This is a genomic window from Nocardia sp. MH4, assembly GCF_019266065.1.
Lineage (GTDB): Bacteria > Actinomycetota > Actinomycetes > Mycobacteriales > Mycobacteriaceae > Nocardia > Nocardia canadensis.
Window position 1 is genome coordinate 24,797 of the sequence record NZ_LPNR01000083.1, and the last position, 15,800, is coordinate 40,596.

Consider the following 15,800-nt stretch of genomic DNA (forward strand, 5'->3'; position numbering starts at 1 on the left):
GATCGATGGCTACCGAAGGTTTCGTTCGTCGCCCCCGGATCGCGCCGCCGCGCGCACCGGGCGGTGAAGTCGCGCTCACCCCGCCGCCGGAGATCCAGCGCGCCATCCCGTCGCCGCTGATGATGAAGCTGATGCCGGTCATCATGGTGGTCGCGGTCGTCGGCATGATCGCGATGATGGTCTCGATGGGCCGCAATCTGCTGGCCAATCCGATGATGATGATGTTCCCGATGATGATGCTCATGTCGATGGTCGGCATGATGGCCGGCATGCGCGGGGGCGGCCCCAAGCGCGCCGTCGAGCTCAACGAGGAACGCAAGGACTACTTCCGGTACCTCGATCAGGTGCGCAAGGACGTGCGCACCACCGGCAGCAAACAGCTGGAGACGCTCGGCTGGAGTCATCCCGAACCGGCCGACCTGCCCGCACTGATCGGCAGCAGGCGGATGTGGGAGCGCCGCCCCAACGACCCGGATTTCGGGCACGTGCGGGTCGGCGTCGGCAGCCATCGCCTCGCCACCAAGCTGGCGCGTCCGGAGACCGGTCCGCTGGAAGACCTCGAGCCGGTCTCGACCGTGGCGCTGCGCCGGTTCGTGCGCACCCATTCGGTCGTGCACGAGTTGCCGACCGCGGTGTCGATGCGCGCGTTCCCCGCCATCAATATCGGCGGCGACCTCGACGAAGGCCGTGAACTGGTGCGCGCCATGCTGATGGAGCTGACCACCTTCCACGGACCGGACAACCTCGTCGTCGCGATCGTCTGCGCCGACCCGGACGGGCACTGGGCCTGGGCGAAATGGCTGCCGCACGTGCAGCATCCGTCGGTGCGCGACGGACTCGGCTCCGCCCGGATGATCTACACCTCGCTCGGCGAGCTCGAATCCGCGTTGCAGACCGAACTGATGGAACGCGGCCGGTTCATGCGCAACCCGCAGCCGACCCAGGGCCGGCTGCACGTGGTCGTGGTGATCGATGACGGCTACATCAGCGGAAACGAGCGCATCATCAGCGAATCCGGGCTCGACTCGGTGACCGTGCTCGACCTGACCGCACCCGAGAACGGTCTCGCGGCGCGGCGTGGTCTGCAGCTGGTCGTCGGCGACGGTGCGGTGTCGGCGCGCAGCGCCGCAGGCGTGGAGCGCTTCGCCACCGCCGACGAGGTCAGCGTGGCCGAGGCCGCGGCATTCGCCCGCGCCCTGGCGCGGTACCGGGTGGCGACAGCCGCGCAGATCGTCAGCCTGGGCGAGGGGACCACCAGCGACCCCGGCCTGATGGCGCTGCTGCGCATTCCCGATGCGGCCCAGATCGATCCGGCCAGGGTGTGGCGGCCACGCACCGCGCGCGAGCGGCTGCGGGTGCCGATCGGCATCACACCGGACGGCACGCCGGTCGAGATCGACATCAAGGAATCCGCGGAGAACGGCATGGGCCCGCATGGGCTGTGCATCGGCGCGACCGGCTCCGGCAAGTCGGAATTCCTGCGCACGCTGGTGCTCTCACTGGTCACCACGCATTCGCCGGACGCGCTCAACCTGGTGCTCGTCGACTTCAAGGGCGGCGCGACCTTCCTCGGGCTCGACTCGTTGCCGCACGTCGCGGCCGTGATCACCAACCTGGAAGACGAACTCTCCCTGGTCGACCGCATGAAGGACGCGCTCGCCGGTGAGATGAACCGCCGCCAGGAGCTGCTGCGCTCGGCGGGCAACTACGCCAACGTCAACGACTACGAGAAGGCCAGGGCGGCGGGCGTTCCGCTCGATCCGCTACCCGCGCTGTTCGTGGTCGTCGACGAGTTCTCCGAATTGCTCTCGCAGAAGCCGGACTTCGCCGAGCTGTTCGTCATGATCGGCCGGCTCGGGCGCTCGCTGCACGTCCATCTGCTGCTGGCCTCGCAGCGCCTGGAGGAGAACAAGCTGCGCGGCCTGGAGTCGCATCTGTCCTACCGGATCGGTTTGCGTACCTTCTCGGCCAACGAGTCGCGCGCGGTGCTCGGCATCACCGACGCCTATCACCTGCCCAGTGTGCCCGGCGCCGGCTATCTGAAAAGCGATGCGTCCGAGCCGCTCCGATTCAACGCGAGCTATGTCTCGGGTCCGTATGTGGCGCCCGTCGGCACCGTCGTCGACGACGACGGCGCGCCGATGGGCGGCCAGCGACCGGTGGTGTTCACCGCCGCGCCGGTCGAGGTCACCGATGCCACGCCGGAGCCGATCGAGACCGACGACGATCCGATCCTGCGCGGCAGGCTGGAACTGCCGCCGCCACCGCCGAGCGTTCCGGTCGCCGAGGAGGGGATTCCGGACTCGCTGCTCGACGTCGTCGTCAAGCGGCTGACCGGCCACGGCCGCCCGGCCCACGAGGTCTGGCTGCCGCCGCTGGAGGAATCGCCGACCGCGGACATGCTGCTGCCCGACCCGGATTGGCGCTCGCCGGTGAACCGGCACGGTCAGCTGTGGATGCCGATCGGCGTGATCGACAAGCCCTACGAACAGCGGCGCGACGTGCTGACCATCAATCTGGCCGGCGCGCAGGGCAATGTCGCCGTGGTCGGTGGCCCGCAGTCGGGCAAGTCGACGACGCTGCGCACCATCATCATGGCCGCGGCAGCCACCCACACGCCCGAACAGGTGCAGTTCTACTGCCTGGACTTCGGTGGCGGCAGTATGGCCGGCCTGGTCGGCGTCCCGCACGTCGGTTCGGTGGCGGGCCGGCTCGACGGTGACCGGGTGCGGCGCACCATCGCCGAGCTCACCACCCTGATGCGGCAGCGCGAGGAACGGTTCGCCGAACTGGGCATCGAGTCGATGACCGAGTTCCGCAGGCGCAAGTTCTCGGCGCTGGAAGCCAGACAGATCAACGGCACCACCGCGCCACCCGGGGACCCGATGTCCGCCGACCAGTTCGGCGACGTCTTCCTGGTGATCGACGGATGGGGCGCCATCCGTGAGGAATTCGATCTGCTGGAACCGCAGATCAACGCCATCGCCACCCAGGGTCTCTCGTTCGGCGTCCACCTGATGATCGGCGCGTCCCGCTGGGCGGAGATCCGCCCGGTGGTCAAGGACCAGATCGGCACCCGGCTCGAGCTGCGCCTCGGTGACCCGGGTGATTCCGAGATGAATCGCCGCACCGCGCACCAGGTTCCGGTCGGCAGACCGGGCCGCGGTCTCACCGCCGAACAACTGCACATGCTGATCGCGTTGCCCCGCTTGGATTCCGACTCCGATCCCGCGAGCATCGCCGACGGCGTCACCAGGGCACGCGAGGAGCTGATCGCGCTCTACCCCGGCCGGCGCGCGCCCGAAGTGCGCATGCTGCCGCTGAGCTTCCCGCGCGAGCAGGTCATCGCCGCCGCCAGGGACCAGGGCGTCGTACTGGATCGCACCAAGGTCGTCGTCGGTCTCGGCGAGTCCGAATTGCAGCCACTGGTACTCGATTTCGGGGTCGAGCCCCACTTCATGGCCTTCGCCGACGTGGAATGCGGCAAGACCACGTTGCTGCGCAACATCGTGATGAGCATCGCCGAACAGTCCACCGCCGCCGAGGCGAGGGTGATCCTGATCGACTACCGGCGCACGATGCTCGGCGTGCTCGAGGGTGACCAGCTGGCAGGCTATTCGACCTCGTCGCAGACCTGTGGGCCGATGATCCAGGAGGTCGCCGCCTACCTGGCCAAGCGGATCCCCGGCTCCGACATCACCCAGCAGCAGCTGCGCGAACGCAGCTGGTGGTCGGGCCCGGAGATCTATGTCGTCGTCGACGACTACGACATGGTGGTCACCGGTTCGGGCAATCCGTTCGCGCCGCTGCTCGAGTACCTGCCCCAGGCCCGTGACATCGGCCTGCATCTCGTCGTCACCCGCCGGATCGGTGGCGCCTCGCGTGCGCTCTACGACCCGGTGCTCGGTGCGATGAAGAACCTGTCGGTCCAGACCTTGATCATGAGCGGGTCAAGGGACGAAGGAAAGCTGGTCGGTGACGTGCGCCCGAGCAAGATGCCGCCCGGTCGCGGCACGCTGGTCTCGCGCAGTCAGGGCATCGAGTTGGTCCACATCGCCGACCTGCCGCCGGTGTAGCGGGTCAGCCGGGCAGTCGGCCGATCGGCAGCGCCTGGGTACCGGCCCGGTGGTGGGTCTGCCGGGAGATCGGCGGGCCGCACCAGCTGTCGGTCCGTCGCTCGAACAGGGCGCAGGACGGGCCGTCCGCGCGCGGCCCCGCGATGCGCGCCAGCGTGAAGCCTGCCCGGCGGTAGTACTCGTGGAGTTGGTGGTTGGACGTCCAGGCGTCGAGCCGGACCCAGTCGCGGTGCTTCTGATCGGCCAGCCGGGCGGCGTGCGCGAGCATCCGATGCCCGACCTGTCTGCCCGCGAACCGCAGGTCCACGATCATGAAATGCACGATCACCGCCTCGGCCAGCTCCCACGGTGACCACAGGCCCGGATCGGCCCGCTGGTTGACGGTGATCGTGCCCGCCGGTTCCCCGTCGACCTCGGCGATCCACGTCTCGCCCGCGTCCAGCGCCCGGCCGACCGCGCCGGCGAAGATCTCGATGGGACGGCCCCGGCCCGCGACCGTCCACTGGTCGGAACCGCGCGCGGTGAGCCAGGCGGTGCGTTGCACCCGCAGGCGGCAGATCAGCGGCAGGTCGCCCAGGGCGGCCGGGCGCATCCCCACGGTCATGGCAATGCGACGGCAGGTCCGGGTGCGATGCCGAGGGTGTGGGCGATGACGGCGGTGCCCGCCGCGTCGCCGAGTTGGTAGGCCAGCCGGTTGCGGCCCGCCAGGGAACGATGCCGGGTCGCCCGGGTGACCCGTTCGTGGTTGGCGCCGATGCGCAGGTGGTCGAGCAGGACGGTGCCGGTGGCGACGCCGAGCACGGCCGCCTCCTCGGCGGTGGCGGGCCGGGCGGCGAGGGTGTCGCGGTGGGCGGTCTCGCCGTAACCACGGTCGGCCAGCCGACGGGTGGTGCCCTCGGGAATGTCGTGGGGGGAATCGATGCCGGCGGCTTCGGCGAGATCGCGTGGGTAGAAACTCACCTCCCACGACCACGGTTCGTTGTCGAGGTATTGCACCACGGTGCGGGCCAGCACCCAGGAGTCGACGGCGACCCCGAGCCACTGCGCGACCTGGTCGTCGGCGGGCTCCATTCTGGTGCTGAACTCCTTGGCGGGCTCGCGGTTGGCGGCGCGCGCGATCTCTTCGAAGATGTCGTGCGCCGAGCGCGGCCGGTCCGGGCGGATGTGGTCGGTGACCACCGATTCCAGTACTTCCTGGTTTCGGACGATGGTGCCGCGGGAAGTAGCTGTGTAGACAAGGTTTTCGGCGACGAGCACTTGGATCGCGTTGCGCGAGGTGGTGATCGAGACCTGCATCTGCTCGGCCAGTTCGGCATGACTGGGCAGTCGATCGCCCGGCTTCCACGTGCCCGCGCGGATCTCCTCGCGGAGGAGGTCTGCGATCCGGAGGTAGGTCGGACCGTCCGCCATCATGCTCCTCGGTAGGTCGTGCAGGTAACGAAGTGTACTCGTCTGCGTTACCTACGGCCGAGTAATGCTTGACAGGAAGCTTGCGAGGTTTATTGTAATGAACGTCCTGATCCGGTGCTGTGCGGCGACGACGGCGAGGCAACGTGGCTGGTGCGGAGAGTTCTACGGTCGTAATGGCTTTCCCCGACACCTTGCGGTGTGTCGATCCCGCCGGGCCGCCGGCGACTACCGGCCTCCTGCCGCTCTCCGACCTTCTCGTCCGGGCGTGTCGCGGACATCGGGTGGTAGGGGGACCACTGCTGTGGTTCGCGCGTGATCTCGCGGTCCTGCACGAGAAGCGCATCGTCGGGCGCGGCGGATTCGTCGACACCGATCCGGTGGTCCTGCGTGAGATCGATTGCCGCCGAGCCGAACTGGTCCTCGCGATCGACGACTGGGTGCATCGCGGCGTCCCGCAGCACCGCCTGGGCGCGACCCTGCACACCGAGACGATCGGCGCGGTCATCGACCGGCTGGCCGAGTCCTCGGTGCGGGCGCACCACGCCCTGATGACCATGCCCGCCAACGACGAGATGCTGCACTGCGCGTGGCACCACCTGGCCGAACTGGCCGACGCCTACGACGACCTGGTCCGCGACGTGATCGCCGGTCGCCGCAGGCTGCCGGAGTGGTGACCGGTCGGCCCGCGGCGTCTCTCAGCCGAAGCGGTGGTGGTCTACCCCGAACTCGTCGGCGACGGTCGCCGCCAGTTCCACGTACGCCCGCTTGGTCGTCTTGTGCAGCCGGTGCAGATCGATCTCGGCGCCCTCCGACAGGTGCTCGTCGAACGGGATGATGTGCACGGCCCGGCAGCGCGAGAGGAAGTACTCGCGCAATTGCTGGACACCGACATTCGGTGAACCCTCACGCGGCAGGTTGATCACCACGACCGCGTTGCGGACCAGGTGGTCGTGCCCGTGCAGCGACAGCCAGTCCAGCGTCGCCGCGGCACTGCGCGCGCCGTCGATCGCCGCCGACGAGATCAGCACCAGTGAGTGCGCCAGATCGAGCACGCCGCTCATCGCCGAGTGCATCAGGCCGGTGCCGCAGTCGGTGAGAATGATGTTGTAGAACCGCTGCAGGATCCGGGCCACGGCCCGGTACTCCTCGTCGTTGAACGACTCCGACGCGGCCGGATCCCGTTCGCTGGCAAGCACTTCCAGCCTGCTCGAACTCTGCGAGGTGTGGCGGCGGACATCGGAGTAGCGCTCGATCGACGGATCGAGCAGCAGGTCGCGCACGGTCGAGCGGGTCTGCAAGGCCACGCGCTGCGACAGGGTGCCGAAGTCGGGGTTGGCGTCGACCGCGATCACCCGGTCGCCGCGGATCGAGGCGAAGATCGAACCGAGGCCGGTGGTGGTCGTCGTCTTGCCGACACCGCCCTTGAGCGAGAGCACCGCGATCCGGTAGTCACCGCGCACCGGCTGCCGGATGCGGGCGACCAGTTCCTGCAGGCGCCGCTCCTCGGCGGACATCCCCGGATTGATCGCACCACCCGAAACATGGTGCACCGCTTTACGCCAGCCACTGCCCGGCGCCTTCTTGACCCGCTTGACCGGCACGTTGTCGAGCGACGGCGGCTGGTAGCCGTGCTGGGCGTGCGCGCCCCAGCCGGGCTGCTGGTACTGGCCGGGTTGCTGGTACTGACCCGGTGCCTGCTGGTACGGCGGCACGGTCGGGCCGCCCTGGAACTGCTGGGGCGCGACGTCACCCGGCTGCTGGTACGGCTGGACTCCGTCGGGGCGCTGGAACTGCGGCGCGGGGGTGCCATCGGGCAGGTACTGCGGTGCCGGGGAACCATCGGGCGGCAATTGCGGTGCCGCGCCGTCCGGCCGCTGGTACGGCGGGACCTGGGCCGCATCGGGCTGCTGGTAGTGCCGGGTCGCCTCGGCCTGCGTGCCGTCGGGACGCTGGTGCGGTGTGGCGGCGCCATCGGGCTGCGGTACGGGCGCGCCGTCCGGACGGTGATACGACTCGGGCAGGTGGTGCGCGGGATCGCTCGGCTGGTACCGGCCAGGGGCCTGCTGATACGGCGAGACCGGGTTCGGTGGCTGCGCGAATTCGCCGGAGCGGAAACCGGTTTGCGGTGCCTGCGGCTGCTGTCCGGCCTGCCAGGTGGGCGGCGCGTAGTCGCCGGGGGCTTGATTCCGAGCGGCCTGAATCCGCGGGTCGTCGCCGCGGAACATCTCGGTCTGCGCGTCCGGCGTCGACGGGGTACCCGTGCCGTGCGACGGATCGCCGGGAATCGCCTTGTACTGCGACGAATGGTAGGTCGGCGTCTGCGAGACGTAGTGCGACTGCTCGGGGCCCGGCGCCTGCGGCGGAGCGATCGACTCGCCGGGACGATACGGGGACCCCGCGCCGCTGGGCGGCGTGGATTCGCCTGCGCTGTAAGCGGACCGGGACTCGGGGGCACTCGACGGCCTACCGCCGGTGAGATCACCCGGCAGGCTCATGCGAGTGGTGGCGTCGGCCGGCGCGGCTGTGGTGGGCGCGGCATCGTCAGGTGACGGTGCAGTGCGCGGGGTGGCCTCCGCCGATGTCGCTGGACGTGTCGGTGTGTCGGAGGTCGACGGGTTGTCCAGGCGCGCAGGCGGCTCCGGCAGGGGTGGCGGAATCCGTGAGGCGTCAGGTGACAGTGCGTCGGCGGGGTGCGTGGTACCCGTGGCGGACCGGTCGTCCAGGTGCGCGGGCGGTTCCGGCAGGCGCGGGGGAGTCCGCGTGGTATCCGGTGCCGCCGATGCCGTGTCACCGCTCGTCGGGGCTGCGGACTCCGGCTGATCGAGGCTGTGCCGACCGCGGGTGCTGCCTGCCTGTTCGCTGGACTCGGACGGGGCGAGTTCGCCCGACTTCGCCGGTGCGGCATCGGCCGGGTCCGGCAGTGGCCGGGCAACGGGCGCAGATGCCTGGTCGGGCGTGCGCGCGAGGTGCGCTTCCGGCGACGGCGGGCGCACGTCGGCGACCGCGTCATCGGGCGTCGGCCACCCGCCCACCGAGGCGGCACCGGTCGACGGAGCACCGGTAGCGGCATTCGTCACCGGGCCGAGCAGCGGGTCAGCGCTACCGGTCGACGGCGCGGGCGATTCGACGGCGGACGTCGGCATCGGGCCGAGGAGCGGGTCGGACGGGGCAGAGGTGGAGGGCTCGCCCGGTGCGGTCAGGCGCGGTGGCGCTTCGGTCGGCCGGGTGCGCGTGGGCGGATCCGGCAGCGGCGGGGGCGGCGGCAGGTCGGGGAGCTGGCGCTGTTGCTGGCCGGGGCCCAGGGGGGTGAACCCGTTCGACGGTGGCGCGGGCGTGCGTGTGGGCAGGGCAGGGCCGGAATGGTCGTCCGCCGATGCGGTCGGGTCGGCGTAGGAGGTGGCGGAGTGATGGGGCGGACCGGTGGGGGACACCGGGTCGGCGTAGGAGGCGGCGGAGCTCTCGTGCGGGCCGGTCGGGCCGACCTGCGGCGCGGCGGCCGGGCCACCGTGCGACGGCGGGCTCTGCGGAAAGTAGGTACCCGTGGGCATCGACGGGTCGCCGGTGGGCGCGGGTGCGGGCGGTGCCACCGGGGCGCTGTCGTTGTACGGTGCCCGCTCCTGCGGCCACGGCGGCGGCGAACCAGCGCCGACGGTCGGTCCACCCGGCCATCCGGCGCTCGGCTGATCGCCGGGAATCAGTGGGTTGGCGGTCTCGGCGGTCCACTCCGACTGCCGCCTGGGCGGCTGTTCGGCGGGTGGCCGCTGCGTGATGGGCTCGGGGGCGGGATCGGGCCGGTGCTGCTCGGGCTGCTGGTCCTCGCCCTTGCGCCGGCGGCCGCGCTTGTCCTTCTTGGCATCGTCGTTCCCGCCACGGCCCATGAAGCGGCGGCGTTTGGGTGCCTCGTCGATCAGGTCGTCCTGGGGGAGGTTCTCGACCGGAGCCTCGTAGCCGACCTGGGTGACTTCGCTCTCCGACAGCCACGGCGGCAACATGGGGAGGCTGTCGTTGTTACGACTCACCGGCGCGTTCCGCTCACCAGGGTCCCCCGATCTGCTCGACCCACATCTCCGACGCCGGTGAGTTTACGCGACAACCCCGGCGCGGTGGTGGGCGGTCCGGGCGGCCGACCCCGCCGGACCGGCGGCCGGTTCGGGGCGTTTTTGCCTCTGGAGTGCAGTACCGGTAAGCTTGAGCGGCGGTGCACCTATGCGCCGACTGTTCGCATGCCAGCGAGCAGCTACGAGGCAATCCAACTCAGGTTAGAAGCATAACCGGGATCGCGGAGGATATGGCGAAGAAAGACGGGGCCATCGAGGTCGAGGGTCGAGTTGTCGAGCCGCTGCCCAATGCGATGTTCCGGATCGAGCTCGAGAACGGTCACAAGGTTCTCGCGCACATCAGCGGAAAGATGCGGCAGCACTACATTCGTATCCTTCCGGAAGACCGTGTGGTCGTCGAGCTGTCGCCGTACGACCTCTCTCGCGGCCGGATTGTCTACCGCTACAAGTGAGACCCGCTCGACGCCGCGAGCCTGACGGCACGCGGCGTCGCATGGTGTTCCGGCCCTGGTCGGAGCGCGCTACAAGACTTCCCCAGTCGTCGGCTGGGGAAAAACTGTGTTCACAGACCCTTGTGGACCAAGAAAAGATTGGACGGACGTGAAGGTTCAGCCGAGCGTCAAGAAGATCTGCGAGAAGTGCAAGGTGATCCGCCGCCACGGCCGGGTCATGGTGATCTGCGACAACCTGCGCCACAAGCAGCGTCAGGGCTGATCCAGCCTCACCGCCGGGCACCGATCGTCTGATCGGACTGACCGAAAAGAAGAACTCCCAGCTCCAGCACGCACGCAGGCTGTGCGCGCCAACCACCGGTACGGAGGCCGGTGCCCCCACCTGAAAGACGGGGGGACGGACAGGGAGCAGACCTCCGCAACCATTAAGGAACCTGCCACATGGCACGTCTGATGGGCGTCGATCTCCCGCGCGAAAAGCGCATGGAGATCGCGTTGACCTACATTTTCGGAATCGGGCGCACCCGCGCCACCGAGATCCTGGCTCAGACCGGCGTCAGCCCGGACCTGCGCTCGAAGGATCTCAGCGACGACGACCTGACCAAGCTCCGCGACTACATCGAGGCGTCGGAGTTCAAGGTCGAAGGTGACCTGCGCCGCGAGGTCCAGGCCGATATTCGCCGCAAGATCGAGATCGGCTGCTACCAGGGCATCCGCCACCGTCGTGGCCTGCCCGTTCGTGGTCAGCGCACCAAGACCAACGCGCGTACGCGCAAGGGTCCGAAGAAGACCGTCGCCGGCAAGAAGAAGTAGGGATAGCGTATGCCTCCGAAGAGCCGGGCCGCTGGCCCGAAGAAGACTCAGAAGTCGCGTCGCCGGGATAAGAAGAACATCCCGCACGGCCACGCGCACATCAAGAGCACGTTCAACAACACCATCGTCTCGATCACCGACCCCGAGGGCAATGTCATCTCGTGGGCGTCGTCGGGCCACGTCGGCTTCAAGGGTTCGCGTAAGAGCACCCCGTTCGCCGCGCAGCTCGCCGCCGAGAACGCTGCCCGCAAGGCGCAGGAGAACGGTGTCAAGAAGGTCGACGTGTTCGTGAAGGGCCCGGGTTCGGGCCGCGAGACCGCGATCCGTTCGCTCCAGGCCGCAGGCCTCGAGGTCGGCTCGATCTCCGACGTCACCCCCCAGCCCCACAACGGCTGCCGGCCGCCCAAGCGTCGTCGCGTCTAGCGGGAAAGGAAACAGCTAAAAAATGGCACGTTATACAGGCCCCATCACCCGCAAGTCGCGTCGTCTGCGCGTCGACCTCGTCGGAGGCGACCAGGCGTTCGAGCGTCGTCCTTACCCGCCCGGCCAGCACGGCCGCGCGCGGATCAAGGAATCCGAGTACCTCATGCAGCTGCAGGAGAAGCAGAAGGCTCGCTTCTCCTACGGCGTCATGGAGAAGCAGTTCCGTCGCTACTACGAAGAGGCCAACCGCCTCAAGGGCAAGACCGGCGACAACCTGCTGCGTCTGCTCGAGTCGCGTCTGGACAACGTCGTGTACCGCGCCGGTCTGGCGCGCACCCGTCGTCAGGCTCGTCAGCTCGTCAGCCACGGCCACTTCGTGGTCAACGGCGTCAAGGTGAACGTCCCGAGCTACCAGGTCTCCCAGTACGACATCATCGATGTCAAGGAGAAGTCGCTGCCGACCCTGCCGTTCCAGGTCGCGCGTGAGACCGTCGGCGAGCGTCCGGTTCCCGGTTGGCTGCAGGTCGTCCCCGGCCGCCTGCGCATCCTGGTGCACCAGCTGCCCGAGCGCGCGCAGATCGATGTGCCGCTGCAGGAACAGCTCATCGTCGAGTACTACTCGAAGTAAGCGCTTTTGGTGGGGGTCGCGCACACGGCGACCCCCGCACTCACTGACGAGGCATCAAATAGCGGATGCCCTGAACAGGAAGTAGATCCTCATGCTGATTTCCCAGCGTCCGACACTGACCGAAGAGGTTGTGGCGGAGAACCGCTCGAAGTTCACCATCGAACCCCTCGAGCCGGGCTTCGGTTACACCCTCGGCAACTCGCTGCGTCGTACCCTGCTGTCCTCCATCCCGGGGGCCGCGGTCACGAGCATCCGCATCGACGGTGTCCTGCACGAGTTCACCACCGTTCCCGGTGTGAAGGAAGACGTCACCGACATCATCCTGAACCTCAAGGGTCTGGTCGTGTCCTCCGAAGAGGACGAGCCGGTCACCATGTACGTGCGTAAGCAGGGCCCCGGCACCGTCACCGCTGGTGACATCGTGCCGCCCGCCGGCGTCGTCGTGCACAACCCGGACATGCACATCGCCACCCTGAACGACAAGGGCAAGCTCGAGATCGAGCTCGTCGTCGAGCGGGGTCGCGGTTACGTGCCCGCCGTGCAGAACAAGGCGACCGGTGCGGAAATCGGCCGGATCCCGGTGGATTCGATCTACTCCCCGGTGCTCAAGGTGACCTACAAGGTCGAGGCCACCCGTGTCGAGCAGCGCACCGACTTCGACCGTCTCATCCTCGACGTGGAGACCAAGAACTCCATCACGGCGCGGGACGCGCTGGCTTCGGCCGGCAAGACCCTGGTCGAGCTCTTCGGCCTGGCCCGTGAGCTCAACGTCGAAGCCGAGGGCATCGAGATCGGCCCCAGCCCGGCCGAGGCGGATCACATCGCCTCGTTCGGTCTGCCGATCGAGGACCTGGACCTCACCGTCCGGTCCTACAACTGCCTCAAGCGCGAGGGTGTGCACACCGTGGGCGAGCTCGTCGCCCGCACCGAGTCGGATCTGCTCGACATCCGTAACTTCGGCCAGAAGTCCATCGACGAGGTGAAGGTCAAGCTCCACGCGCTGGGCCTCTCGCTCAAGGACAGCCCGGCGTCGTTCGACCCGTCCTCCGTGGTGGGTTACGACGCGAGCACCGGAACGTGGAGCGACAGCGGCACGTTCAGTGACACCGACGGCGGCGAGCAGGACTACGCCGAGACCGAACAGCTCTAGGTCGCCAGGGGGGCACCCCCGGTGAACCTTTCCCAAGGAGAATCCAATGCCTAAGCCCAAGAAGGGTGCTCGCTTCGGCGGGTCGGCGTCGCACCAGAAGGCGATCTTCGCCAACCTGGCCACGGCGCTTTTCGAGCACGGTCGTATCACGACCACCGAGTCGAAGGCCAAGGCGGTTCGCCCCTACGCCGAGAAGCTCATCACCAAGGCGAAGGGCGGCACTCTCGCCGACCGTCGCGAGGTCATGAAGGTCATCCGCAACAAGGACATCGTGCACGCGCTGTTCGCGGAGATCGGCCCCTCGTTCGAGGGTCGCGAGGGTGGCTACACCCGCATCACCAAGGCGCTGCCGCGCAAGGGTGACAACGCGCCGATGGCCGTCATCGAGCTGGTCCGCGAGAAGACCGTGACCAACGAGGCCGATCGGGCTCGTCGCGTCGCCGCTTCGCAGAAGGCCGAGGCCGCCCCGGCCGCCGAGGCCGAGGAGACCGTCGTCGAGGAGACCGTGGCCGACGCCCCGGCCGCCGACGAGGCCACCGAGGACAAGAAGGACGCCTGATTCTCTTCGAGTCCGGCCGAGCCCGTCACCCTTCGTGGGTGACGGGCTCGTTCTTTTGCCAAAGACAGGTGCGGAGGAAGCGATGGACGACACCGAGCGGGAAGTGATCCGGGTGCGGCTCGGGATCAGCTACGACGGCACCGATTTCACCGGCTGGGCGCGTCAGCCGGGACTGCGCACGGTGCAGGGCACGCTCGAGGAGTCGCTGTCGAAGGTGTTCCGCGAACCGATTCAGCTCACCGTCGCCGGGCGCACCGACGCCGGGGTGCACGCCGAGGGCCAGGTCGCGCATTTCGACACCACCGGCGAACTCGACGCCGACAAACTGCTGTACCGGATGGCGCGGTTCCTGCCCAAGGACGTGCGCATCACCGAGGTCTCGCCCGCGCCGCCGCACTTCGACGCCCGCTTCTCCGCGACCCGTCGCCACTACGTCTACCGGTTGACCACCGCCCGCTACGGCGCCGAGCCGTTGCAGGCCCGCAGCGTGGTCGCCGCCAAGCCCGGTCTCGACCTCGACGCCATGCGCGCGGCGTCCCGGCAGCTGCTCGGGCTGCACGACTTCGCCGCCTTCTGCCGCCGCCGCGAGGGCGCGACGACGGTGCGCGAGCTGCAGCGGTTCGACTGGGAGCGCGACGGCGAGCTGCTGAACGCGCGGGTCAGCGCGGATGCCTTCTGCTGGTCGATGGTGCGCAGCCTGGTCGGCGCCGTGCTGGCCGTCGGTGAGGCCCGCCGCACGCCCGAGTGGGTGGCGAGCCTGCTGACCGAGACGGAGCGATCGAGCTCGGTGACCGTCGCGCCCGCGCACGGCCTGAGCCTGGTGCGCGTCGACTACCCGGCCGATGCCGACCTCGCCGCGCGCAACGCCCAGACCAGGGAAACCAGGACGCTGCCCGCCGCGGGCGGGTGCTGCGGGGAGTAGCCGCCGCGCGGTTGCTGTCGCCACCGGGCGCACGGCGATACGATGGCAGACTCGACGTCAGCGAGAAAGCCGGGCAGATGGCAGACGATTCTGGTGGACGTGCCCGTACGGTCAGGCGGATTGCCGTGGCCTTGCTGGTCTGCGCGACCGGCGTGCTCACCCTCGTGACGGTGCTCGCCGGCTACGCGCGCGCCGAGCTCCTCGATACCGATCACTACGTCGAGACCATGGCCCCGCTGGCCCACGATCCGGTGATCCAGGACGCCGTCGCCGGTGCGCTGACCCAGGCGGTCATGACACGCGTCGATGTGCGCGGTGCCGCCACCGAACTGGTCGACGCGCTCGACGACCGTCGTGACCTCAGACCGCGCGTCGAGGCGGCGCTGCGCAGTGTGCCTACCCTGCTGGCCACGCAGTCCGAGGCGCTGGTGCGCGACGCGGCGGACACGCTGGTGCGCAGCGACTCCTTCGCCCGCCTGTGGGAGTCGGCGAACCGGCAGGCCCATCGCGCTCTCGTCGCGTCGCTCACCGGGGTGGATGACGGTGTGCTGCGGGTGAGTACCGACGGCGTCGTCTCGCTGTCGCTGGAACCGATGCTGCGCGAGGTGGAGACGCGGCTCGCGGATCGTGGCTTCGACCTGGCCCGCCTCGATGTCGATCCGCAGGGCGAGTTCGTCCTGATCGAATCCGCCGACCTGGCGAAAGCCCAACGGGCCGTGCGGCTGCTCGACCGGGGCGCGATCGTGCTCGGCGTCGCCGCGCTGGGCTGCGCGATCGGCGCGGTGCTGGTGGCGGGCAGCGGTTCTCGGCGACGGGCGCTGCTCGCGGTGGCCCTGAGCATGCTGGTGTCGATGGTGGTGCTCAGCGCCGCCCTGCTGATCATGCGCACGGTCTATCTCGACCACGTACACAACGTCTCGCAGGAGGTGGCGAGGACGGTATACGACACCCTCGCCCAGCCGCTGCGGGTGACCACGCGGGTGGTCGCGCTGGTCGCCACGTTCACGGCGCTCGGCGCCTTCCTGGCCGGGCCGTCGACCCTCGCCACCAAGATGCGCGACACCCTCGACGGCGCGATCGCGCGGACGCGGCGCGGGGAGGGCGGCCGGGCCTCCCGCTTCGCCGCCGCGTATCTCGGCCCACTGCGGGCCGCGGTGTTGGTCGTCGCCGCGACGGTGTTCGTCCTCTGGGACTACCCGACGCCGTGGGTGACCGCGCTCATCGCCCTGGCGGCGGTGGTGGCCTTGCTGGTGCTGCAGATCCTCGCCCGCCCCCACCGTCGTGTGGCGTGAGCGGCGGTGGGACAACC

The 15,800-nt window shown here is 69.1% G+C and carries 14 protein-coding genes; 11 read left to right on the plus strand and 3 right to left on the minus strand.

Features of this window, described 5'->3' with window-relative positions:
- Window positions 1–5 precede the first annotated feature (5 nt).
- The gene (gene eccCa, locus ATM97_RS09330) at window positions 6–4,076 is read left to right on the plus strand and encodes a type VII secretion protein EccCa (protein ID WP_218717562.1); all 4,071 of its coding nucleotides are present in this window, start codon (window positions 6–8) and stop codon (window positions 4,074–4,076) included.
- A gap of 4 nt (window positions 4,077–4,080) precedes the next feature.
- Here the strand turns inward: eccCa and ATM97_RS09335 are convergent, their stop codons facing one another.
- On the minus strand, window positions 4,081–4,680 hold the full coding sequence (locus ATM97_RS09335) for a GNAT family N-acetyltransferase (RefSeq protein WP_218717563.1): 600 nt from the start codon (window positions 4,678–4,680) through the stop codon (window positions 4,081–4,083).
- Window positions 4,677–5,486, minus strand: a complete 810-nt coding sequence (locus tag ATM97_RS09340) for a GntR family transcriptional regulator (RefSeq protein ID WP_255587460.1) — start codon at window positions 5,484–5,486, stop codon at window positions 4,677–4,679. The genes ATM97_RS09335 and ATM97_RS09340 overlap by 4 nt, the downstream gene beginning before the upstream one ends.
- Before the next feature lie 281 nt (window positions 5,487–5,767).
- On the opposite strand from ATM97_RS09340, the gene ATM97_RS09345 reads away from it, so the two are divergent.
- Entirely contained in the window at window positions 5,768–6,160 is a 393-nt protein-coding gene (locus ATM97_RS09345) for a DUF4254 domain-containing protein (protein WP_218717565.1), read from the plus strand.
- Between the two features lie 21 nt (window positions 6,161–6,181).
- Here ATM97_RS09345 and ATM97_RS34295 read toward each other — a convergent pair whose 3' ends face one another.
- Window positions 6,182–9,505, minus strand: coding sequence for an AAA family ATPase (locus tag ATM97_RS34295; RefSeq protein WP_308248427.1), 3,324 nt, complete (start codon window positions 9,503–9,505; stop codon window positions 6,182–6,184).
- 269 nt (window positions 9,506–9,774) lie between these two features.
- Between ATM97_RS34295 and infA the strand changes: the two genes are divergently transcribed.
- The 9 genes from infA (at window position 9,775) to ATM97_RS09395 (ending at window position 15,783) form a co-directional block, all read left to right on the plus strand.
- Window positions 9,775–9,996 carry a translation initiation factor IF-1 gene (infA, locus tag ATM97_RS09355; RefSeq protein WP_003418601.1) on the plus strand — a complete coding sequence of 74 codons (222 nt, stop codon included), beginning with the start codon at window positions 9,775–9,777 and terminating at the stop codon, window positions 9,994–9,996.
- Between the two features lie 148 nt (window positions 9,997–10,144).
- Window positions 10,145–10,258: a 50S ribosomal protein L36 gene (rpmJ, locus tag ATM97_RS09360; protein ID WP_011207363.1), complete on the plus strand. Its 114-nt coding sequence runs from the start codon at window positions 10,145–10,147 to the stop codon at window positions 10,256–10,258.
- Between the two features lie 179 nt (window positions 10,259–10,437).
- Window positions 10,438–10,809: a 30S ribosomal protein S13 gene (gene rpsM / locus ATM97_RS09365; protein WP_019045109.1), complete on the plus strand. Its 372-nt coding sequence runs from the start codon at window positions 10,438–10,440 to the stop codon at window positions 10,807–10,809.
- A 9-nt stretch (window positions 10,810–10,818) separates the two neighbouring features.
- On the plus strand, window positions 10,819–11,232 hold the full coding sequence (gene rpsK / locus ATM97_RS09370) for a 30S ribosomal protein S11 (protein ID WP_019045110.1): 414 nt from the start codon (window positions 10,819–10,821) through the stop codon (window positions 11,230–11,232).
- 22 nt (window positions 11,233–11,254) lie between these two features.
- The gene (gene rpsD, locus ATM97_RS09375) at window positions 11,255–11,860 is read left to right on the plus strand and encodes a 30S ribosomal protein S4 (protein WP_218717566.1); all 606 of its coding nucleotides are present in this window, start codon (window positions 11,255–11,257) and stop codon (window positions 11,858–11,860) included.
- A gap of 91 nt (window positions 11,861–11,951) precedes the next feature.
- Window positions 11,952–13,010, plus strand: a complete 1,059-nt coding sequence (locus ATM97_RS09380) for a DNA-directed RNA polymerase subunit alpha (protein ID WP_022567324.1) — start codon at window positions 11,952–11,954, stop codon at window positions 13,008–13,010.
- A gap of 46 nt (window positions 13,011–13,056) precedes the next feature.
- Window positions 13,057–13,569 (plus strand): 50S ribosomal protein L17, encoded by a 513-nt coding sequence (rplQ, locus tag ATM97_RS09385; protein ID WP_019045113.1) that lies wholly within the window; start codon window positions 13,057–13,059, stop codon window positions 13,567–13,569.
- An 82-nt stretch (window positions 13,570–13,651) separates the two neighbouring features.
- Window positions 13,652–14,491, plus strand: a complete 840-nt coding sequence (gene truA, locus ATM97_RS09390; protein ID WP_218717567.1) for a tRNA pseudouridine(38-40) synthase TruA — start codon at window positions 13,652–13,654, stop codon at window positions 14,489–14,491.
- 125 nt (window positions 14,492–14,616) lie between these two features.
- Window positions 14,617–15,783 carry a hypothetical protein gene (locus tag ATM97_RS09395; protein WP_218717568.1) on the plus strand — a complete coding sequence of 389 codons (1,167 nt, stop codon included), beginning with the start codon at window positions 14,617–14,619 and terminating at the stop codon, window positions 15,781–15,783.
- Window positions 15,784–15,800: the final 17 nt, after the last annotated feature.